This window comes from Sphingomonas sp. LH128 (genome assembly GCF_000293195.2).
GTDB lineage: Bacteria > Pseudomonadota > Alphaproteobacteria > Sphingomonadales > Sphingomonadaceae > Novosphingobium > Novosphingobium resinovorum_A.
On record NZ_ALVC01000101.1, the window covers coordinates 1 to 22,070 of the forward strand.

Consider the following 22,070-nt stretch of genomic DNA (forward strand, 5'->3'; position numbering starts at 1 on the left):
GCACGTCGATGCGGCCCCATTCTGCAATGGCTCGCTCGACTGTGGCGATGGCATGCTCGCGCTCACCCGAATGGGCTTCGAGCGCCAGGGCGGCACCGCCGCCAGCGCGGATGCCGTCGGCAATGGCCGCGACTTTTGCGTATGTCCGTCCAGTCAGAACGACGCTGGCGCCGTTGGCTGCATAGGCTTGCGCAATCGCGGCGCCGATGCCCTGTCCCGCGCGCGTGACGATGGCCACCTTCCCTTTCAGGCGATCGAGCCTTCCCATCGCGTTGTCCTCTGCCCCAGTGCGTGATGACGCTTGTTCGTCACTTTGGTAGCAGGATGTCGCAAGGCATGGCAAGCCCGTCCAGCGCCGCACCGAAGCACCTCTGCACGGAACGAGGGTGGGGGGGCGTGCTATTGGGCGGGGTCGTGCATGGCTATAAAACTGTCGATGATGGCCATCACCTGTTCATGCCCGGTCGTGACGCCGATCTGGGCTTCACGATGGAGGGCCAGCGCGGCGCTCGATGCGAAAATCGCGGCCGCCACGGGCGTGAGCGCAGAACTGCCCGGTTCACCGCCTGCGGCGCGGGAGATGGCGGCGACATGCATGGCCCGGCTGCTTTCGATATATTCCCGTACCTCGATCCGCAAAGGTTCGATACGGTTGGCCAGTGCCATGAACTCCTGCACCATCCGCGTATCGGCGGTGCGTATGCACACGTCCCAGATGTCGCGCAGGCTGTGTTTGCCTTCCAGCGCTGTCGCCATGCGCTGGAGATCCCGCGCCGCCAGGCGCTGGAAGGTTTCGACGATAAGCTCGTCCATCGTCTGGAAGTAATAGTACACCAGCCGCTGCTTCACGCCGATGTGCTCGGCCACCCGGCGCGAGGTCAGCGCGCCATAGCCCAGATCGCGCAGTATCACTTCGGCGGCATCCAGCATCGCATTCCAGATGTCGGAGCCCTTCGGCCCCATGCGCCGGGTACTGGCCATTCCCTGAAAACTCCCGCAATCTGGACAAATCGTGACGGCGATGAACGCCGCGTGCAGACCTTCCGCCGCACGTCGTCACTCTCTAACGGCGATGCACCCGCAGTAAAGCGTGGCATGATCCGCCGTACGATGCGGTATATGCTTGATGGAGAGGACATACATGCCCCGACTTTCGCTGGACAGCCTGACGCTGACCGATGCCCAGCCGCAGGAGATCATCAAGGCCGCGCAAGTGGCCGGGTTCGATATCGTCAGCCTTTGGGTTCAGGCGCCCGCGCTCTATCCCTCGCCGCTGCTCAGTGCGGAAAAGGAAGCGGAGTGCGCCGCCATCCTGGCCGATACCGACCTTGAGGTCGTGACCCTGGAAGTGTTCGATCTCCATTCGCTTGCGGCGATCGAAAGCTATCGCGACGCGCTGGCCCGGGGCGCACGTCTCGGCGCCCGCACCGCGCTCGCCATCAATTACAGCAACGGCGACCGCGCCGAGACCGCCGAGATCCTCGCGGCGTTCGCGCAGGCGGCGGGGGAGTACGGTCTGGGCGTCAACCTGGAACCGATCGCAGGTGGTCACACCAGCAGTCTGCGCCAGGGCGTGGATCTGATCGAGGCTTCGGGCGCCGACGTCGGCATCACTTTCGATCCGTGGCATCTCATCGGATCGGGAGGCAGCATCGCGGACATCGAGGCGATCGACACCTCCATCATCCGCTACGTCCAGTTGTGCGACGGTCCGCTGCCGATCCCGGCCGACAAGGTGGGCGTGGGCGCCGTGTGCGAGCGGCAATATCCAGGCGACGGCTCGTTCCCGCTGCAGGATATGCTACGGCTGCTCCCGCTAGACGTGCCCATCGGCATCGAATGCCCCAGCCTCAGCCGTGCTCATGCGGGGCGTTCCGCGTTGGAACAGGCGCAGGAGGCGATTACCGCCATGCGGCGGACATTGTCTCTGCTCGCCGGACCCTGAGATTTATCGCCGCACCATCGGTATCGGCCGGATCACTCTGCGATCGAGACGGTTTGGCTCGTCGTTGTTCATTTCGCCCCGGCGGTTTATCTGCACCCGAGGGCTCGTAACGGCTTATGAATTGAGTTTCGCCTGCCACATGCGAATCTGGCCTATTGCTCATACAAATGGGCTGGAGCATGTACTCAGCATCGCGGAATCGATGGTCAGGCCACTCGGCATGTTGTCAGGCTGACAAATCGGCGGTGCCGCGACGGAGATCCTGCGAGGATTGCGGGGTCTTCTGTTCAGCGAAATATCGAAAGGGTTTGAGGATGGTTCGAAATCTTGTGATCGCAGGCCTCGTCGCGGCTTCCGCTTGTGGGCTGGTCGTGGGCGCCGCAGTTCCCGCGTCGGCGACCGAAGCCGCGGCTCCGGCGTATTCCACCAACAGCGATCTCGGCACGCTGCTGGACAATCCGGCGACCAAGGCCGTGCTCGACAAGTACATTCACGAGATGATCAGCAACCCCCAGATCGAGATGGCCCGCAGCATGACTTTGCGCCAGTTGCAGGCTTACTCCGGTGACACGCTCAAGGACGAGGTACTCGCCAAGATCGATGCAGATCTCGCCGCGGTTCCCGCACCCAAATGAGTGAACGTCACCACTGATCCGAGGTGGCGGCGGGATGGCAGGGACCGGCTCGATTGCTTGAGCTCTCCCTGCCGCCCCCGCAAAAAGTGTCAGCGGGAGGTCACCAAGCCCCCGGCGATCATTCTGGACATTTGCCTGGCGTATTTCTCATTCGACTGATGGGATGCAAGGTAGGCTTCTGGGTCGGGAATGACATGGCGTGCCAACGCGCCGCCAATAATAATGCCGGCGATGTCTTGTACATCCTCGCAGGCGATTTCCCCTGACCGTGCGGCAGCATCCAGCAGGGCGACCAACGGTGAGAAAAATATCTTGCGTGTCGCCTCCATCATGTCTGCACGAAGATCGGAAACGAATGACGGGTTGAGCGCAAGGATGCGTTGAAAGGTCAGCGCGTCCTTGCCCGAAACCAGTTCGAGCGTTGCCAGAAGATATTGAAACAGGCTCTCCTCGAAACTGTCGGCCTGTTCGAAGCGTACCGGCCCCACATCCACGAGCAGGTATCGGATGGCCGCCGCGAACAGGTCGGTGCGGTTGGAGTAGCGTGCATAGACCGACTTGCGTGACAGGCCCGCCGCTTGGGCGACCGCGTTTACCGTTGCCGCTTCTCCCTGCTCGAACAGGACCTGACGAGCCGCGATCATGATCGCTTCGTCGAACTTGGCCGCGTCCTCGACGCTTGGCCGGCCGATGGGGCGGGTTTCGGTGGATTTGGATGTATCTCTGGTCATCTTCGGTCTCCGTCGTTCCCCTATAGGCTGGGAAGCGGCGAATGTGTGCCTATAAAAGAAACACTATTGTGTATTTTATAGATAGACCTTACCTCTCGGGCTCGATGAACGATCAAACCGTGCGCCACTCGCCGAACACCCCTTCCATCGCCGGCCTGGCAGCCGTGGCGGCGGTGGCGCTCGTGCTGGCCGCCTGCGCGCCGGCGCCGCGCATATCCAGCCCCTCGACTCCTTTGCCACCGCACTTCGAAGCCGGGGCTCCCCCCGTCACGCCGACCACGGCCGCCAAGCTAGATGACTGGTGGATCGCCTTCGGCGATTCGCAGCTTACGCGGCTGATCGACCGTTCGCTGCTCGCCAGTACGACAAGCCGGTTGGCGTTCGCGCGCCTTCAGGAGGCCCGCGCGACGCGGACCGTCACCCGGGCGGGCACGCTGCCCAGCGGCAGTTTGACGGGAAGCGTGACCGAGCAGGGCACCCGTAGGGCATGGGGCGGGGGCGCCACGACGCCCGGTCAGGAGAGCTACGCGCTTAACTTTTACCCCAGTTGGGAGATCGACTTGTTCGGGCGGCTCGGCGCGATCCGCGAACAGGCCGATACCGTTTCGGCGGCATCGACCTTCGATTTCCAGGCGGTTCGGCTCGCGCTCGCCGCAGACGTTGCCAATGCGCTATTTCAGGCACGCGGCCTTGCGCTCGACCTCGAAACCGCGATCGAGACCCGCGACATTACCGAGCAACTGGCCCGCGCGGCGCGCATCGGCGAGCAGCGGGGCATTTCCTCCGGGCAGGATTTGGCGCGGTTGGAGGCCGATGCGGCAAGCGCGGCTGCCGAAGCGACCCGCCTCACTGGCGAACTGCAGGCGGCAAAGCGTTCGCTGCTGATCCTTGTCGGCGATCCGGATGCCGCGACCGCCACGCTGGACATCGCGCCCGACCTTGCGATGCCGCCCGACCTGCCGCCGGTCACGCCGGGTATCCTGCTGGCGCGGCGGCCCGATGTCCTGTCGGCCCAACTGTCGCTGCAATCCGCCATCCTGGGGGCCAGGATCGACCGGCTAGCCCTGTTTCCCAGCTTCACGATCCAGCCCGGCCTGGGCCTGACGGGCACCGGGGGCCCGGCAACGGCGGGCATCGGCATCTGGTCGATCGCGGCGGGTATCGGCCTGCCGATCCTCGATCGTACCCGCCTGATGGCCCAGTACCGGCTAAGTCAGGCGCGCGGGGAAGAGGCCGTGGTCACGTACGAGAAGGCCGTCCAGACCGCGTTCGGTGAAGCGGAGAACGCACTGGTCAGGCTGGACGCGGCCAAGGCGCGAATGCCCGCTCTCGAACGGGCGAACGCCCGATCGGGCGCGGCATTCGCGAGCGCCACGCGGGGCTACCGCGCCGGGCTCACCGACCTGACGACCTTGATCCAGACCCAGCGCACCTGGCTCCAGGCCCGTGCTGCGCGCAACAACGGCCGGTTGGCCCTCCTGACCGGCACGGTGGCTGCCGTTCGTGCGCTCGGCGGGGGGTGGAGTCCCACCCGGCCTAACGCTTCCACTGCGGATGGAACTCGATAATGAACAATGCGAATGATCGCCTGCTCTCGCTAGCCGGCGTCGGCGCCGTTCTTGGCGGCGCGCTCCTGCTGGCCGGTTGTCACGGCAAACCGGACGAAGTCGCCGAGATGCCGCCACAGACGGTGACGACGGCCTTGGTCGCCATGCGAGAACTGAAAGGCGGCCAGAGTGCATCGGGCCGGTTGCTCCCGCAGGAGGAAATGGCCGTCGCGCCCGATCTTTCCGGTTTTCGCGTGGCCCGCGTCCTGGTCGAGGAAGGCGCCGCCGTCCGTGCCGGACAGCCGCTTGCGCTGCTCGATGACAGCCTGTTGCAGTCGCAGGTGCGGCAACTCGAAGCGCAACTCATGCAGCAGCGCGTGGCTGCCGAACAGGCGCGCGACCAGTCGGCGCGCGTTGCAGGGCTGGACAACGAGGGTGTCCTTTCGAACGAGGCGATCGCCCAGCGGCGCTTCGCCGCCCGCAACGCCGACGCGGCGGCGGCGGCGACCCGCGCCCAGCTTGACGATCTGCTCGTGCGGCGCGCGCACCTGACCATCCGCGCGCCATTTGACGGAACCGTCATCGAGCGCACGGTCAGACCGGGCGACACCGCGAGCGTGGGAACGGCGATGTTCCGCATGGCGCGCGGCGGCCTGATCGAACTCTATGCCGAACTGCCCGAACGCGATGCGTCGCGGATTCATGTCGGCGACGTCGCCCAAGTCGTTCTGGCCTCCGGTCGCACGCTGGATGGCAAGGTCCGGCTGCTGGGCGAGCGCGTCGATGCCGCGACCGGCCTGATGATCGCGCGGATCGCGTTGCCGCGCGACGCCGAACTGCGCGCAGGCGGCTTCGCGAAGGCCCGCTTCGCCGGAGCACGGGCTGCCCTGTCGGTTCCCGATCCGGCGGTGAACTACGACGCCGATGGAGCTTCGGTCATGCTGGTGGATGGCGGTAGCCGTGTTCACCGCGTGCGGGTCGTGACCGGAGAACATTCCGGCGGGTTCGTGGAACTGCGGCGCGGACCGCCGGCGGGAACCCGCGTGGCGGTGAAGGGCGCGGCGTTCACGCTGGACGGCGACAAGGTCAAGATCGCCATGGCTACGGGGCACTGAACATGCGCATATCCGCATGGGCCATCCGCAATCCCATTCCCGTCGCCCTGCTGTTCATCCTGCTCACCGTCTCCGGCGCGGTTGCTTACATGCGCATGCCGGCGAAGATGTTTCCCAACGTGGCCTTGCCGATCGTGTCGGTCACGGTAACGCAGAGCGGCGCGGCCCCGTCCGAGATGGAAAATCAGGTGACGCGGCCGATCGAGAACGCCCTCACGGGCGTTGCCGGAATCAAGAACATCAACTCGACCGTGACGCTTGGCGCCTCCACGACCTCGGTTGAATTCGAGTACGGCACCGAACTCCAGAAAGCCACGGACGACGTGCGCACGGTAATCGAGCGCACGCGCGTGGAGCTGCCGCAGGGCATCGATCCGCCCACGGTGCAGCGCGTCGATCTCGACAGTGCGCCGGTGGTCACTTACGCGGTAAGCGCGCCGCAGATGGGCGCGACGCAGCTGGCCTGGTTTATCGACAACGAGGTGACCCGCGCCATCCAGGCCCGCAAGGGTGTCGGACAGGTCAGCCGTATCGGCGGGGCCGATCGCGAGATCGACGTGGTACTCGACCCCGAAAGGATGGCCGCGCTGGGCGTTTCGGCCGCGCAGGTCAACTCTGCCCTTGCCGCGTTCCATACCGATGCGCCGGGTGGCCGCGCCGAGGTGGGCACCGTCGAGCAGACCATCCGCGTGCTGGGTTCGGCGCAGCAGGTGGAGCAGATCCGCGAGATGACGATTCCCGTGCAAGGCCGCTACGTGCGGCTGTCCGACATCGCCGAAGTCGGTGATGGCCAGGGCGAAGTGCGTGGTTTCGCGAGGCTCGATGGGCGTCCCGTCGTTGCGGTCCAGGTGGCCAAGACCAGCGCTGCCAGCGACGTGAGCGTCGCCGACGAGGTGGAACGCGCCGTTACCGAACTGGCGGCGGCGAACCCGGAAGTCACGTTCACCCGGATCGTCTCGACCGCCGATCTCACCCGTCGCAGCTTTCATTCGACCGTGGATGTCCTGATCGAAGGCGTGATCCTCGCGATCGTGGTGGTCTTCCTGTTCCTGCGCGACTGGCGCGCCACCGCGATCGCCGCCGTGGCCATGCCGCTCTCGCTGATCCCTACCTTCATCTTCATGGCAGCGATGGGCTTCAGCCTTAACGGGATTACCCTGTTGGCGCTGACCCTGGTGATCGGCATCCTGGTCGATGATGCCATCGTCGAGATCGAGAACATCGAAAAGCGGATCGAGAAAGGCGAAAGTCCCTATCGCGCCGCCGTGATCGGCGCCGACGCCATCGGCCTTGCCGTAATCGCGACCACCGCGACCATCATTGCCGTGTTCGCGCCCGTCTCGCTGATGCCGGGAGAGGCCGGGCAGTTCTTCAAGGAGTTCGGCCTCACGGTCGCGGCGGCGGTGACCTTCTCATTGGTTGTCGCACGTCTCCTGACGCCGCTGATGGCAGCTTACCTCCTACTTCCGCACGATGCCCGCCGCGCCAGCAGTTCGGGCGGGGGGCTCAATCGCTATCATCGCCGCGCGCTGGAATGGGCATTGGCCCGGCCCTATCGCAGCGCGGCCGTCGGCGGGGTGTTGTTAGTGCTGGCTCTGGCGATCGCGGCAACGTTGCAGATCGGCTTCCAGGCCACCGCCAATCGCAGCTACGTCTACGTGGCGATGGAAGGGCCGCCGGGCAGCACGCGCGAACAGATGAGCACGGCGATCGACGAAGCCACCCGGATCATCCGGCGCCAGCCCGATGTCGTGCGCGTGTTCGCGCAAGTGGGATCGACCGGGGGAACGCTGGGCGGCAGCGGCGCGGACTTGCGCACCGGCACTCTGACGGTGGTGCTCAGACACGATCGTTCGCAGACCTCGGAGCATTTCCAGGCGGTAATCGCTCCGCTGCTGCGCTCGATCCCCGAGGCGCGGTTCTACAATCAGGGCAACTTCGGCCAAGCGGCGTTCTCCATCGTCCTAGCGGGGGCCGACGGCGCCGAACTGGAACGCACGCAGATGAAGCTGCTGCGCGAGATGCGCGGGCTGGCCTCGGTCAGCGATCCGCGTCCGAGCCCAGCGGCGCCAGGCCCCGAACTGGTGGTGACGCCCCGTCCCGCCGAGGCCGCGCGGCTCAATGTCGATACCGTCACGCTCGCCAACGCGATGCGTGTCGCCACGATCGGCGAGATCGATGCCGGTGCGGCCAAGTTCTCCGAAGGCGAGCAACGCCTGCCGATCCGGGTGCGGTTGCCGCAAAGCGCGCGCGACGATCTGGATTCGATCGCATCGCTTCGTGTGTCGACGCGAGATGGTGGCACCACCCCGATCTCCTCGGTGGCCGACATCGGCTTCCAGGCCGGTCCGGGCAAGATCGTGCGCTTCAACCGCGAACGCCGCGTGGCGGTCGATGCGGACCTCGCGGTCGGCAGCGCGATCGGTTCGGTGCTGCGCGACGTCAGCAAGCTGCCGACGATGCGGCACTTGCCGCCGGGCATCCATCAGGCGCAGGAGGGGCAGACGCAGATGCTTGCCGATCTGTTCGTCGGCTTCATCCTTGCGCTAGTGGCCGGGATCGCGCTGACCTTCACGGTGCTGGTGCTGCTGTTCCGCGGGTTCTTCAAACCGGGGGTCATCATGGGAGCGCTGCCGCTCAGCCTGTTGGGTGCCTTTGCGGCCCTGCGGCTATGCGGGTTCGCGATCGACATGCCTGTCCTGATCGGACTGCTCATGCTGATGGGGCTTTGCGCCAAGAACTCGATCCTGCTGGTCGAGTTCGCGATCGAGGCCGAACGGGCGGGGCACTCCATGCGTGATGCGCTGATGGAGGCTTGCGCTCAGCGTACCCGCCCGATCATCATGACTTCCGTAGCCATGATCGCCGGGATGACGCCGACGGCCTTCGCGATCAGCGAGGGGTCCGAGGCGCGCCAGCCGATGGCAGTGGCGGTGATCGGCGGCATCCTGACGTCCACCGCGCTTTCTCTTGTTCTCGTCCCGGTGATCTACGAGATCATCGATAGATTCGAGCGGCTGCTGTTGCCCAGGCTCGCCCGCCTGATCACGCACCCAGGCGATGAGGAGGCGGCGCTGTCGTACGAAGGACACTGACCATCGTAATCGCTTGCACGATGGCGGCGGCGAGCAAATCGCTGGTCAGGCACCTCTCCTTTGCTAACAACATGACGAGCGAAGTTTGCGAAGGGTGTGTGGATGTTGGACGTTCTCGTCTCGGGCGCCAGTGTAGCCGGGCCTACGGTCGCGTGGTGGTTGCAGCGGTTCGGGTTCAGGCCGGTCCTGGTCGAGCGCATGAACGGCCCAGCGCGGGGCGGCCACGCGATCGACGTGCGCGGCGCCGCGATCACGGTCCTCGATGCGATGGGTCTGACCGCGCAGGTGCGCGCCGCAGCCATGCGCATGAAGGGCGTATCCGTCGTCGATGATGACGGACGGGAGGTGTGGCGATCCGAGGACATGACGATCTCGGGCGGGCGCTTCGACAATCCCGACATAGAGATCCTGCGCGACCGTCTGGCACGGCTGATGGCTGGCGCGCTGCCACCCGATGTGCCGATCCTCTACGGTGACAGCGTGGCCGCGCTCGACGAAGCGCCGGAGGGCATCGACGTGCGCCTGGCCAGCGGCCGGCAGCAGCGGTTCGACCTCGTCATCGGCGCCGACGGCCTGCGTTCCGGGATCAGGCAACTGCATTTCGGCGAGGATCGTGAGTTCCTGCGATCGTTCGACGTCGCCCTTGCCCCATTCAGTGCACCCAACACCCTCGGTCTTGCCGACTGGCAGATCAGCTACAAGGGTCGGGCCGGCGGGTACATGGTCTATACCACCCCCGAGAACGACCAATTGCGCGTGTGCTTCCACGTGCGCGGGGCAGGGGACGGCGATCTGGGCGACCGGGCTGCGCAGATGGCGCGCATCCGCGAGCAAAGCGGTAACTTGCTATGGGAAACCCCTCGGTTCCTGGCGGCGATGGAGGCCGCCCCGGATTTTTACCTCGGCCTCGTCGCGCAAGTGCGCATGGCGGGGTGGACCAAGGGACGCGTCGCGCTGGTCGGCGATGCGGGATATTGCCCTTCGCCTTATTCCGGACAGGGCGCCACGCTCGCCATCGTCGGTGGATACTTGCTGGCAAGCGAACTCGCCCGTTCGCCGCACGACCATCGAGCCGCGTTTGCACGTTACGAGGCGCGGTTGAAGCCTTTCGTCGACGCAAACCAGGCGATCGCCGATCTCACGCGTGACCCGCGCTTCGAACGCGACCCCGACTATTACCGTGAGGTGGTCGAACCGGCGCTGGACAAGGCCAAGTTCGCGGTCGAACTGGACGGCCTTGCGTCAGTTTAGGTAGCGTCCGCCGTTCACGCTCAGCGTATGGCCGGTGATGTAGTCGGCATCGTCGGAGGCGAGGAAGGCTACGGCTGCAGCAATGTTTTCAGGCCGCCCCGGGCGCTTCATCGGCGTCATCGGCGCATAACCCTCGATGTCGACCGGGGCTTCGCGAAGGCCTTCGGTGTTCACGAAACCGGGCGGCACGGCGTTCACGGTGATGCCACTCGTCGCGAATTCCATCGCCAAAGCCTTGGTGAAGCCCAGCACGCCGCCCTTCGACGCGGCGTAATGGGCTTGATGTGCGGAGCCGGTCTGCGCCGAGGACGAGGCGATGTTGACGATCCGCCCGTGGCCTGCCGCCAGCATGTCGGGAATGATTTCCTTCACGCAAAGGAAAGGGCCCTTGAGATTGATGGCCATCAGCGCATCCCAGGTCTGCTCATCCAGATCCGAGAACTTCACGAAGGGCGACAAGGCCGCATTATTGACGAGAATCTGGATGGGACCGAGCGCCTCGCGGGTCGCGGCGGCGGCAGTCGCGATCTCGTCCGCCTTGGCGGAATTCGCGGCGAGACCGATGGCCTTGCCACCCTTTTCGATAATCATCCTCGCGGTTTCCTCGGCGCCCTCGCGATTGAGGTCCCATGCAGCAACGGCAGCGCCGTCTGCGGCCAAACGCAGTGCGATAGCTCGGCCCAGTCCACGGGCGGCGCCGGTCACGACAGCATTCTTGCCTGCAAGCGACATGGTGTGGTTCCTCTCGATTGATGTTTCACCCGACCTTGTCTTCGATAATGATACAATGCAAATGCTTGTCTGAGTTATTGCCATGGCGATGTTGATTGCCGGGGGAGGGGCGGAATGGCGCCTGGCGCTCGGCGGCATCGCCATAGTGGTTGACTTGTTAGTACAGTCATACGGTATGTGCCTTACCAATACGAGGAATGGTCATCTGACCAATATGAGGGGACTGATCGGTGCTTAGTCGAATGCGCCCGCTATTCGCTCTGGCGTCCGTTGCGGCGCTCGGTGCGCCTGCATCAATGCTGGCGCCATCGCCCGCGTTCGCGCGGACGGCCGCTGAACCATCGATCCTGTCGCTTCGCGACGGCTGGCGGTTCCATCAGGGCGACGTCGGCGAACCGGCGGTCGGCGCGGCCTTCGACGACGGTGCGTGGGATGTCGTTTCCGTTCCCCACACATGGAACCGGCTGGGCGAGTATGCGGTGGAACGCTCGGCCAGCGCCAACAATTATCAGGGTGTCGGCTGGTATCGCCTGCATGTCACCGCACCTGCAGCCTCGGCCGGGCAGCGCCAGTATCTGGACTTTGCGGCGGTTGGAAAGATCGCCGAGGTATGGGTCAACGGCGTGCACGTGGGGCGTCACGAAGGTGCCTTCGCGCGCTTTCGTTTCGATGTGACATCGGTATGGAAGCCGGGCGCGGAGAACCTCGTCGTCGTGCGCGCGGACAATTCGAAGCCGACCGCTGACAATGAAAGCGGCAGCGTCATCCCGCTGTCGGGCGATTTCTTCGTGAACGGGGGCATCTATCGGGAGGTTTCGCTGGTCACGGCGCCGGACGCGGGCGTGGACCGCCTCGATTACGGTGGCCCGGGCGTTTATGCCAAGGCGTTGCAGGTTTCGGCGGACAAGGCCGATGTCGAAGTGCTCGCGCGGCTGCGCAACCTTGGAGCGCGGGCCCGCAAGCTCTCACTGACCGCCGTGGTCCGTGACGCCGGTGGCGCCGAAGTGGCGCGTACGGCATCCACTGTTCGGCTATCGACGGGGCCGGGGGAAAGCCGCCTTGCGCTTGCGGTCGCACGGCCTCACTTGTGGAATGGCAGGTCCGATCCCTACCTCTATTCCGTGGCTCTCGAAGTGCGTGAGAGTGGCCGGATCGTCGATACGGTCACCGTCCCGCTCGGCCTTCGTACCTTTCGCATGGATGCCGACAAGGGCTTTTTCCTCAACGGCGAGCATCTCAAGCTCCGGGGCGTTTCGCGGCACCAGGATCGCATGGGCAAGGGTTGGGCTCTGGCACCCGAGGATCATGCCGAAGACATGGCGCTGATCGAGGAACTCGGCGCCAACACCGTCCGGCAGGCGCATTACCAACATGCGGACGCCTGGTCGGATGAAGCCGACAAGGCCGGCATGGTTGTGTGGGCCGAACTGCCTTACGTGACCACGCCGTCGCTATCGGGTGGCAAGGGCGGCGAGCATCTCTGGAACAACGCGGAACAGCAACTGCGCGAGCTGATCCGGCAGAACTACAATCATCCCTCGATCGTGACATGGTCAGTCGGTAACGAAGTCGATTCCGCCAAGGGTTTCGGCGTCAAGGGCGACCCGCCCAAGCCGCTGGCCCTTCTGCAACACCTCAATGCCGTCGCCAAGGAGGAGGACCCTTCGCGGCCGACCACTTTCGCGGATTGCTGTGAGGACATGGGCATGGTCCAGACGGCGGGTGAGCCGCTTGCCGGGACGGCCGATCTCATCGGCTACAACCGCTACTACGGCTGGTACATGCCAGAACCACTGAAAGCGCGTGCGCAATTCGGTGCGGAACTCGACCGGCTGCATGCCAAGCATCCCGGCCTGCCGATCTCCATCTCGGAATATGGCGGGGGTGGTGCACTGACGCAGCATAGCGACAACATCCGTACCGGCTACGTCAACATGGCGGGGCGACCACAGCCCGAGGAATTTGAATCGTTCGTTCAGGAAGCGAACTGGCCTGCCATTCGCGAGCGCGACTACATCTTCGCCAGCTGGGCCTGGAACATGTTCGACTTCCCCAGCGACCTTCGGCAGGAGGGCGACGCTATCGACCTGAATACCAAGGGCCTGATGACGTTCGACCGCAAGACGCGCAAGGATGCCTTCTATTACTACAAGGCGCAGTGGAACCCCGCGCCGATGATCCACCTGACCGGAAAGCGCTATGAGGCCTCTGTACATTATTCGGACACAGATTCACGGTAGCGGCTTGATGAGCAGCGGCATGAGGCCATCGGCATCGAGGTCGAGGCTCTCGGACCAGATATAATCGCCGGTGAGATTGATGCGGTCCCATCCCAGCGGCGACAATCGGGACAGCATGGCGGGATCGACAGGTGTGCCGCGGTGCCGCAGTTCATCGACGGCACGACCGAGATAGCGGCAGTTGAAAAGAATGATGGCGGCCGTGACGAGGTTGAGCGCTGCCGCGCGGGTCTGCTGGTTCTCCAGGCCACGGTCGCGAAACCGCCCGAGCCGATGGAAGGCGACAGCGCGGGCCAGGCTGTTGCGTGCCTCGCCCTTGTTGAGTTCGGCGGTGACCGTCCGGCGCAGATCGGTGTCGTCGAACCAGCGCAGCGTGAACAGTGTGCGCTCGATCCGTCCGACCTCCCGAAGTGCCGCAGCAAGACTGTTTTGTTGACGATAGGCGGACAGCTTCTTCAAAATCAGCGACGGTGTGACAGTGCGGTCGCGCATCGCCGCGATGACCTCCGCAATTTCGGCCCAATGGCTGACGATCAGGTCCCGACCGAGGCGGCGCCCGAACAGCGGTGCGAGCCGACCATAGCGCCGCGCGGGCTCGAAACCATAGAGTTGTCGATCCGACAGGCGCGGAATGCGCGGCTCGAAATCGAGGCCGAGCAAATGCATGACGGCGAACACGATATCGGAGACGCCGCCACCATCGGTGTGGAGGGCGGTGATGTCCGCGCTGCTTTCGTGGCCGAGGATGCCGTCGAGTGCGTGGATCGCCTCGCCCGCCGTCCCGGCGATGACCGTCTGATGAAGCGGTGCGTATCGATCGGTGATGGTGGTGTAGATCTTGACCACGGGGTCGCGACCGTAATGTGCGTTGACCGTTCCTCCGGCTTCGCCGGCACCGCCGAGATAATAAGCCTGCCCATCGGCCGATGCGCGATGCCCCGAACCAAACCAGGCGGCGAGCGGTTCGGCATGGATAGCGTCGGTCAGGCTGGCGAGCGCGGCGCGAAACGTTTCCTCGCGCATATGCCACGTCTGCATACGCAACAGTGCGCGACGCGAGGCGACACCGCAAACTTCGGCCATGCGCGACAGACCAAGGTTGGTCGCCTCCGCGATCAAGGTGGCAAGAAAGGCGCGTTCGTCGGCGGGAGGCAGACCGGTCGAGACATGGCCGAAATGCTGGATGAAGCCGGTCCATCGTTGAACCTGCGACAGCACATCCGTGATACGGGTGGCAGGCACCATGCCGTAGCAGGTGAGCGCAAGTTGCCGCCCTTCATCCTGACCAGGGTCTTCTTTGGGGTCTTTCGGAAACCGCAGCCGCTCGCCGGCAAAAAGGGGGGGATCGCGTTTGTCCAGATCGCGGGCGACCTCGCGCAGGGCGCTATCAAGCCTTGCCGCCCTCTCGTCGAGCCAGGCGTGCGGATCGCCGAGCGAGAAAGCGGGCTTCGGTACGGGGCTGGCCGGTGGGGCAAGCAGCACACTGAGCGCGCGATGGACGCGCGCGGTCGGCACCCAGATACCACCGGATGCCAAAGCATTGGAAAGCGCGCTGTAAGTCGCCATCTCCCAATGGGTGCGATCGATCCCGCCTGCGGTCATGACATGCCGACGCCAGCGGTGCTCGACATGGCCAAGCGGCACGTCATCGGGCAACGCCCTGCGCCAGTCTCCGTCGAGATCGGCGAGGATCGCCATCGCATCGCGCAACGGCTGCATTCCGGCCCGGCCCTGGAAATCAAAAGCGCGCACGAACGACGGCCCCATCCGCTTGAAGGCGCGATATTCCGCCGCGATCTCGTCCAGAACCTCGTTCCGGTGCGGTGAGGCGGTACGTCGGATGATAGCGGCGTCGGCGTCGATGATGTCGAGGGATGCCACGGCATCGACCGCCGCGGCGACATCGCCGCCAGCCCGGGCCGCCTGGCTGATCGCTTCCAGAACCCTGGCGATGCGTAACATCCGTTCGCGGCCCTCGCGGCCGGAAACGGCCACGCGCTGTTCGAGCCGTTTGCGGGCGCGCAGATGGGCCCGCCCCACGAGCGCAATGAACATATCGATCGCCGCATCGGTCAGTGTCGCCTCCAGCTCGCGCAGCGTCGCGAGCAGCACGACCCGCCTGCGGGCCGGGCGCATTTGCTGGAAAGCCTGTGCCGTGTAGCGCACACCCTCCCGGGCGAATTGCCCCAGGCGCGGTTCGTGGCGAACATCAGGGGAGAAAGCCGATATGCCCGTCCCACGAATCAGCGTGATCTTTTCGACGATTTCCAAAAGCGAAGCGGATGCGACACGCGGTTCTGGCTCGCGCAGCCAGGACAGACGGCTCTGCCGGTCATGCACCTTGTCATCGATCAGCGCGTCGAGTTGCTGACGCATCTCATGGCCAAGGCCGCCATCGATCGCGGCCACGAGATCCGTTTCCGCCTGATGTATCGCCTCGGCCGCCATGCGCTCCACGACGCTGACACCCGGGATCACGATCCGACGCGCGCGCATCTCATCCAGAAGCCGGCCGAGCAGCGCGCGTCCGTCGATGATGCTCGCCGCCTCGTTTGTCAGCCATGTCCGCAATTCCACGCGGTGCGGGCGGCTCAGATCGCTGAAGCCGAAGCGCGTCTTGATCGCGGCGAGCTGATCGTAGCGCGTGGGCGTGCGTCTGGCGAAATCAGCTATGACCTTTGCATCCACCCCGACCTGCTCGGCAATATGGTCGAGCATGACCGCAGGCAGCAGTTCCCCGTGGCGCAGATGCCGGCCCGGGTAGCGCAGGCAACAAAGCTGCAGGGCGTAGCCGAGTCGGGTGGCGGGCGTGCGCGCGGTGTCGATCGCGGTCATGTCCTCACCTGACAGACTATAGTGCTTCACGATCGCCGCCTCGTCGTCGGGCAACATCAGCAGGGCAGCGCGCTGCCGCGTCGTCATCGGAATCCGTCCGGGCATCTTTGAACCTCCAAAAACCACTTGCCTTTCGGCATGATTCTGAAAGAGGATTGTGAAAGACAAGAGGCCGCAGGAATCCGTTCATGCCGCACTGGCCTCCGGATACGGCCGTTTGTGAAAGGCAGGATTTGACCAGGGCACCCTATCTGATCGGCTATGCGCGGGTGTCGAAGGGTGACGAGCAGTCGAACGCCGCCCAGCGCCGCGCCCTCGACGCGGCTGGGTGCAGGCGCGTGTTCGAGGAAATTGCCAGTGGCGGGCGCTGGGACCGGCCAAAGCTCCTGGAGATGATCGGCCAGTTACGCGACAGTGACGTCGTCGTCGTCTGGAAACTCGACCGGCTATCGCGCAGCCTCAAGGATCTGCTGCACATTATGGAGCGGATCGAGGCGGCGGGCGCGGGCTTCCGCTCGCTGACCGAGGCGATTGACACCACCACGGCCGCAGGTCGCATGATGATGCAGATGGTCGGGAGCTTCGCCGAGTTCGAGCGCGCCATGATCCGCGAGCGCACCTCCGCCGGCCTCGCCCAGGCGCGCGCCGAAGGGCGGATCGGCGGACGCCGGCGCAAACTCGGCGAAAAGCAACGGCGCGAGATCGCGGAGTCCGTCATCTCCGGACGAAAATCCGGCGCCGAGATGGCGCGGCTCTATCATGTCAGCGAGCCGACCGTTTCGCGCATCGTCGCCGCGCACCGACAGACTATGGAGCTACCGGCATGAAACGCGGCCACGACCTGACCGGGCTGATGAAGTTCGCGACACGGCCCGAGTGGGCCGACGACCTGCATGACGCGCTCGACGATCATCTGGGGCCGGTTCTCACGCAGTTCGACATCGATTCCGACGAACTGCCCGGCATCATCGGGGATCACTGGGCCATGACCTTGTGGGGCTGCGCGTTCGAGGACCTGGTGACCCGCGTCTTCGAGCCCGATGGCCGCAACATCGTGGACGAATATCTCAAGCGCCGCGGATGGAACGAGGCCGGCCCCAACAAGCTCTACATGCGCGCGCTGAAGACCTCCGTCATGAGCGTCTATGAAGTCAGCGCGATCGAGCCCGGCGTCGGCTTCCTCGCGCGAGATCTGATCCGGGGCGGTGATCCCGTCCAGGTCCGCGAGCGCACCGCGTCCAGGACGCTGGGCCCGTGGGATCGGATCGGCGTGCGCATCATTCCGGTGAGCGGGCATAGGATCCTGGCAGGCGGCCTGCTGTCCTTTACAGCGGAAGCCACCAGCGCCCTTCTCGAGGCATTGCGCCTGGGACAGGGCAAGCGCGGCCCGCGCGCGAAACTAGTGATCGACGATGATCAACTGCGCGACCTGGCGCCGCTCATCTCGATGGTCTGGCTGTTCGACATCTTGCCCAGGATGCTCGAGCCTGTCGCCATCCCCACGCTGCATAACGCCGATGGCGAGGAGGTTGTTTTCCACCGTGTCCGTTTTCCGTTCACGCGGGGGACGACGCAGGCACTCATCGGCGACCGCCTCGATACCGTGCCCGCCCTGCAGCGGGAAACGTCACATTTCTGGAACTGGCTCGGCACCAGAACAAAACAGGGCAAGAAAGGCACCGGCCAGATGGCGTGGGGTGTGTCAATGGAAGACGGCACGCCGGTGCTTGGGAATCTGGAACTCAAGGGCCGCGCTCTGATCCTCTCCGTCACCTCGGCCGAACGTGCAGAACGCGGCGTTGCACTCGTCACCCAGGCGCTCGGCGCCCTGGTGGGAACACCTTTGACCGAGATCGAGACGATCGAACAGGCGATGGCTGCGCGTCAGGAAGGACGAACCGTGTCGGAGCCGGCACCGGACATCCCGGTCGAGGTCGCCACCCCGCTTGTCCAGGGCATGCTCGATCGTCAATACCGGACACTCCTCGATGAGCCTGTCCCGATGCTCGGCGACAAAACGCCGCGACAATGCGCCGGCAGCAAGGCCGGACGCGACCAACTCGCCACGTGGCTAAAACATCTCGAAAATCTCAGTGGGAGACACGCTGACATCGATGATCCGATGGCGACGTACGACTTCGGGTGGATATGGCAGGAACTCGGGATCGAAGAACTGCGCCGGTGACGGCTTGACCCCGCAACGATGAAGGACATGCTGGCCGCCTGATAGACACTGGAGCCGCCTTCACCAACGGTGCCTGCGGATTTGTATTGCGCACGGCTGCTCGCAGGTGCAGCATGAGGATGCCTTTCAGGCATCCTCTCCTAAAACTATGGCCGGCCGTTGTGCCGGCCTTTTTGTGTGGCCGCGACGGCTTACGTAGCGCAATCCCTGGCAGAGAAGCTGGCGCCGACGTCCCTCAAGCTCGCCTACCGTGAATCTGTGGCCGAATAATGCACAGGGGCCTATGAGGCGCGTGCCTATCCGGTGATGGAGGTCAAGGCCTATACCAATGCATCCACTGCCCGGTTGAGCATCAACGGCAAGCCTGTCGGCGAGGTCGCGTGCGCGGACAGCATATGCCTGTGGCCTGCGGTCGCCCTGGCGCCGGGTTCGAACCGTGCCGTCGTCACTGCGAGCAGCGCCGGCGTCACGGTGGAGGATAGTGCCGAGTGGATCGGCCCGGATCCGCTGAGGACCGGTATCGCCATCGATGCCGGCGACCTGGCCGGCCGGATTGCCGGAGGACGACAGTTCGGGTCCGACAATTTCGTCACCGGCGGCGTGCCGATGATCCTCAACCTGGAGGGCTTCGGGCGCAAGGCCGCCAATCCCCGCAAGGTCGAGACGCCGACGCCTTCGCTGTTCGATTACTGGCGCGAGGGTGAGGCCTTCTCCTACGCGATACCACTGCCCGACGGCCGCTGGACGGTGACGATCCACACGTTCGAGCCTTCCAGCGTGGCGTCTGGCGCGACGACCATGACCGTCTCGGCGAATGGCAAGGTCGCGCTTCCGGCGTTCAGTGTCCAGAAGCAGGCAGGCGGACCGCTCAAGGCGCTGGAACGCAGTTTCCCGGTCACGGTGACAGGCGGGCTGCTCAAACTCGATTTTGCCGGCAGTGGCGGGCGGGCGGTTGTCGCCGCGATCACGGTGGACCGGTGACTTCGGGTGTTGCGGTTCCCACGGCCTGTACTCGAGGGCCGCTTGAAATCTTCAGGGGCGGATGATGGCGCGGATTGGTAAATTGCGCTGGGTCATCATCGGCCTGGTCACCCTGGGTACGATACTGAACTATCTGGCGCGCTCGACGCTGTCGGTCGCGGCTCCGACCATCAAGGCCGAGTTCGGTATGGATACCGAGCAGTACAGCTGGGTCGTGCTGGCGTTCCAGGCGAGCTACACCGTGATGCAGAGCGTCGCGGGCGCGATCCTCGATGCGCTGGGTACACGGCTTGGCTTCTTTCTGTTCGCCATTGGCTGGGCCTTGTCGAACATGGCGCATGGCCTTGCATCGAGCTGGCAGGGCCTGGCCTTCTTTCGCGGACTGCTTGGCGCCACGGAGGCTGCGGCCATTCCCGCGGGGGCCAAGACGGTTTCCGAATGGTTCCCGGCAGCCGAGCGGCCGCTGGCGACGAGTGCGTTCCAGATGGGAACCAGCGTCGGCAACATGATCGCCCCGCCACTGGTTGTGTTCTGCATCCTCAACTGGGGCTGGCAATCGGCTTTTCTCGTTACCGGTGCGCTCAGTGTTGTCTGGGCGCTTCTGTGGTGGTTCGGCTACCGCACACCCGAAGCCCATCCCCGACTGTCGAGTGCGGAGCGCCGGCTCATCGAGGAGGGGCGCGGGGGCGGAGACCTGGGGGATCGTCCGGCTACCCGCATGGCGGTGCTGCGCTCCAGGGCCTTCTGGGCGATCGCGGTGCCGCGCTTCCTCGCGGAGCCGGCGTGGCAGACCTTCAACTTCTTCATCCCGCTCTATCTGGTCGCGGTCTGGAGCCTTGATCTCAAGAGCATCGCGCTCTGGTCCTGGCTGCCGTTTCTCGCAGCTGATGTGGGCTCGCTGACGGCGGGCCTGTTGCCACCCCTGCTGATGCGGCGCGGCGTGGGCATGATCGCTTCGCGCAAGGTCACCATGACGGTCGGCGCCGTTTGCATGGCCGGCCCCGCCTGCATCGGCCTGGCGACGTCTCCGGGGCTGGCGATCGCATTGTTCTGCATCGGCGGTTTCGCACACCAGATGCTGAACGGCGCGCTGATAACGCTTTGCGCGGACGTCTTCGACAAGCGCACCGTCGCAACCGCCAGCGGCATGGCCGGTACGGTCGCCTGGATCGGCGGGATGCTGTTCACGTTCCTGATCGGCCAGAGCGCCGATGCCTACGGCTACAATCCGCTGTTCATCGCTTTGGCCGGGTTCGACGTCGTGGGCGCGGCCGCCCTATGGTGGCTGCTGCGCGAGAAGCGCACCGTGGCAACCGGACCGACCCTCGAAATTCATCACGACTTGATCGAAAATGGGAGAGAACCATGACTGACAGGCACATCGAATTGAACCGCCGCGCGTTACTGGCGGCGGGTTCCATGGCCGCGCTGGGCGCTGCCGCGCCGGGTGCCCTTGCTGCTCCCGCATCCGCCACCGTGCGTTTTCCCAAAGGATTTCGCTGGGGTGCCTCGACTGCAGGCCACCAGATCGAGGGCAACAACGTCAATTCCGACCTCTGGTTCATGGAGACGGTCAAGCCGCAGACTTTCGACGATCCCTCGGGAGACACCTGCGACAGCTACCACCGCTGGCGCGAGGACATCGCGATCATGAAGGCGATCGGCCTCAATGCCTATCGCTTCTCTATCGAGTGGGCGCGCATCGAGCCGATCCGGGGTCAATTCTCCCTGGCGGAGATCGATCACTACAAGCGCTTCATTGCGGCGTTGCGCGAAGCGGGCATCGAGCCGGTGGTGACCTTCTACCATGTCGCCGCGCCGCGGTGGTTCGCCGAGGCGGGGGGGTGGCTCAATCCTGAATCGCCTGACCTTTTCGCCAACTACTGCGACCGGGCCATGCGTCTGCTGGGCGCCGAGATCGGGGTTGCCTGCACGATCAACGAGCCGCAGGTCGGCCTGACCTATCGCGTGATGCCCCAGTCGGGCGCTTATTTCGACAAGGAAGATGAAAAGCAGACCGCCGCTCATGCTGCGGCTGCCAAGGCGACCGGCCGTGATCGTTTCGTGACGATGAACCATCCCGACATCAAGGGCATGACCCCGCAGCTCATGGCCGCCCACGAAAAGGCGTTCGCCGCGATCAAGGCGGTGCGTGGCGATCTGCCGACCGGCGTTACCTTGAACCTCGTCGATTTCGAAGGCGCCAATGAGGGCAGTCGCCACATGGACTTGCGTAAGGCGGCATACGGAGGGTGGCTCGAAGTCGTGAAGCGCGCTGGCGACTTCGTCGGCGTGCAGACCTATCGCCAGATACGCATCCCCGGCAGCGGGGCGAAGCTGCCCGACTTCGAAGCGATGCCCTATGTCGATCCGGCGCACATGGAAGAGATGATCAAGCAGCCCACGGCGCTGCGAAACACGGTGGAATACGTGTACGAGCAGACGGGCAAGCCGATCTTCGTGACCGAGAACGGCCTCGAAACCGAGGACGATCGCCGCCGCGAATGGTACATCCCGCAGGTTCTCAAGCATTTGCACGAGGCGATCGCAAAGGGCGTGCCAGTGATGGGATACATGCACTGGTCGCTGATCGATAATTTCGAATGGCTGCGTGGATACAAGCCGAGGTTTGGACTGGCGAGCGTGGATCGGCAGACCTTCGCGCGCACGCTCAAGCCGAGCGCCGCCGTCTATCGCAAGATCATCCGCAACAACGCCGTTTCGTGAGGCCGCACATGGATAGGCGCGATTTTCTCAAGACGACGGCGGGTGGGGGGG

17 protein-coding genes are annotated in these 22,070 nt (G+C 64.7%); 12 read left to right on the top strand and 5 right to left on the bottom strand.

Features of this window, described 5'->3' with window-relative positions; all coding sequences use genetic code 11:
• Both LH128_RS08580 and LH128_RS08585 read right to left on the bottom strand, forming a co-directional pair.
• On the bottom strand, window positions 1-268 hold a 268-nt coding region (locus LH128_RS08580; protein WP_008829222.1), incomplete at its 3' end, for an SDR family NAD(P)-dependent oxidoreductase.
• 131 nt (window positions 269-399) lie between these two features.
• Complete coding sequence (locus tag LH128_RS08585) at window positions 400-981, bottom strand: TetR/AcrR family transcriptional regulator (protein WP_327195115.1); 582 nt, start codon at window positions 979-981, stop codon at window positions 400-402.
• A 160-nt stretch (window positions 982-1,141) separates the two neighbouring features.
• Between LH128_RS08585 and LH128_RS08590 the strand changes: the two genes are divergently transcribed.
• Together LH128_RS08590 and LH128_RS08595 are read left to right on the top strand one after the other, a co-directional pair.
• Entirely contained in the window at window positions 1,142-1,945 is an 804-nt protein-coding gene (locus tag LH128_RS08590; protein WP_008829224.1) for a sugar phosphate isomerase/epimerase family protein, read from the top strand.
• Between the two features lie 314 nt (window positions 1,946-2,259).
• Window positions 2,260-2,580 (top strand): hypothetical protein, encoded by a 321-nt coding sequence (locus LH128_RS08595; protein WP_037518594.1) that lies wholly within the window; start codon window positions 2,260-2,262, stop codon window positions 2,578-2,580.
• 89 nt (window positions 2,581-2,669) lie between these two features.
• Here the strand turns inward: LH128_RS08595 and LH128_RS08600 are convergent, their stop codons facing one another.
• Entirely contained in the window at window positions 2,670-3,311 is a 642-nt protein-coding gene (locus LH128_RS08600; RefSeq protein WP_008829226.1) for a TetR/AcrR family transcriptional regulator, read from the bottom strand.
• A gap of 104 nt (window positions 3,312-3,415) precedes the next feature.
• Between LH128_RS08600 and LH128_RS08605 the strand changes: the two genes are divergently transcribed.
• The 4 genes from LH128_RS08605 to LH128_RS08620 all read left to right on the top strand — a co-directional run bounded on the left by LH128_RS08605 (window position 3,416) and on the right by LH128_RS08620 (window position 10,319).
• Window positions 3,416-4,879, top strand: coding sequence for an efflux transporter outer membrane subunit (locus LH128_RS08605; RefSeq protein WP_008829227.1), 1,464 nt, complete (start codon window positions 3,416-3,418; stop codon window positions 4,877-4,879).
• On the top strand, window positions 4,879-5,973 hold the full coding sequence (locus LH128_RS08610; RefSeq protein ID WP_008829228.1) for an efflux RND transporter periplasmic adaptor subunit: 1,095 nt from the start codon (window positions 4,879-4,881) through the stop codon (window positions 5,971-5,973). Before LH128_RS08605 ends, LH128_RS08610 begins: the two co-directional genes overlap by 1 nt.
• Before the next feature lie 2 nt (window positions 5,974-5,975).
• Window positions 5,976-9,068, top strand: a complete 3,093-nt coding sequence (locus tag LH128_RS08615; protein WP_008829229.1) for an efflux RND transporter permease subunit — start codon at window positions 5,976-5,978, stop codon at window positions 9,066-9,068.
• A 102-nt stretch (window positions 9,069-9,170) separates the two neighbouring features.
• Window positions 9,171-10,319, top strand: coding sequence for an FAD-dependent monooxygenase (locus tag LH128_RS08620; protein ID WP_008829230.1), 1,149 nt, complete (start codon window positions 9,171-9,173; stop codon window positions 10,317-10,319).
• Here the strand turns inward: LH128_RS08620 and LH128_RS08625 are convergent.
• A complete protein-coding gene (locus LH128_RS08625) occupies window positions 10,311-11,051 on the bottom strand; it encodes an SDR family NAD(P)-dependent oxidoreductase (protein WP_008829231.1) in 741 nt (246 codons plus the stop codon). The two genes, LH128_RS08620 and LH128_RS08625, sit on opposite strands and share 9 nt — an antisense overlap.
• Window positions 11,052-11,293: 242 nt before the next feature.
• Here LH128_RS08625 and LH128_RS08630 point away from each other — a divergent pair, with 242 nt between their 5' ends.
• Complete coding sequence (locus LH128_RS08630; protein ID WP_008829232.1) at window positions 11,294-13,291, top strand: glycoside hydrolase family 2 protein; 1,998 nt, start codon at window positions 11,294-11,296, stop codon at window positions 13,289-13,291.
• Here LH128_RS08630 and LH128_RS08635 read toward each other — a convergent pair.
• Window positions 13,283-16,231: a Tn3 family transposase gene (locus LH128_RS08635; protein WP_233431824.1), complete on the bottom strand. Its 2,949-nt coding sequence runs from the start codon at window positions 16,229-16,231 to the stop codon at window positions 13,283-13,285. The genes LH128_RS08630 and LH128_RS08635 overlap by 9 nt on opposite strands.
• 83 nt (window positions 16,232-16,314) lie before the next feature.
• On the opposite strand from LH128_RS08635, the gene LH128_RS08640 reads away from it, so the two are divergent.
• The 5 genes from LH128_RS08640 (at window position 16,315) to LH128_RS08660 (ending at window position 22,019) form a co-directional block, all read left to right on the top strand.
• Window positions 16,315-16,953 carry a recombinase family protein gene (locus LH128_RS08640; RefSeq protein WP_007686142.1) on the top strand — a complete coding sequence of 213 codons (639 nt, stop codon included), beginning with the start codon at window positions 16,315-16,317 and terminating at the stop codon, window positions 16,951-16,953.
• Entirely contained in the window at window positions 16,950-18,311 is a 1,362-nt protein-coding gene (locus tag LH128_RS08645; RefSeq protein ID WP_008829233.1) for a hypothetical protein, read from the top strand. Before LH128_RS08640 ends, LH128_RS08645 begins: the two co-directional genes overlap by 4 nt.
• Before the next feature lie 306 nt (window positions 18,312-18,617).
• Window positions 18,618-19,292, top strand: coding sequence for a malectin domain-containing carbohydrate-binding protein (locus tag LH128_RS08650; protein ID WP_008829234.1), 675 nt, complete (start codon window positions 18,618-18,620; stop codon window positions 19,290-19,292).
• 64 nt (window positions 19,293-19,356) lie between these two features.
• Window positions 19,357-20,661 (top strand): MFS transporter, encoded by a 1,305-nt coding sequence (locus tag LH128_RS08655; protein WP_037518601.1) that lies wholly within the window; start codon window positions 19,357-19,359, stop codon window positions 20,659-20,661.
• Complete coding sequence (locus LH128_RS08660) at window positions 20,658-22,019, top strand: glycoside hydrolase family 1 protein (RefSeq protein WP_008829236.1); 1,362 nt, start codon at window positions 20,658-20,660, stop codon at window positions 22,017-22,019. The genes LH128_RS08655 and LH128_RS08660 overlap by 4 nt, the downstream gene beginning before the upstream one ends.
• Window positions 22,020-22,070: the final 51 nt, after the last annotated feature.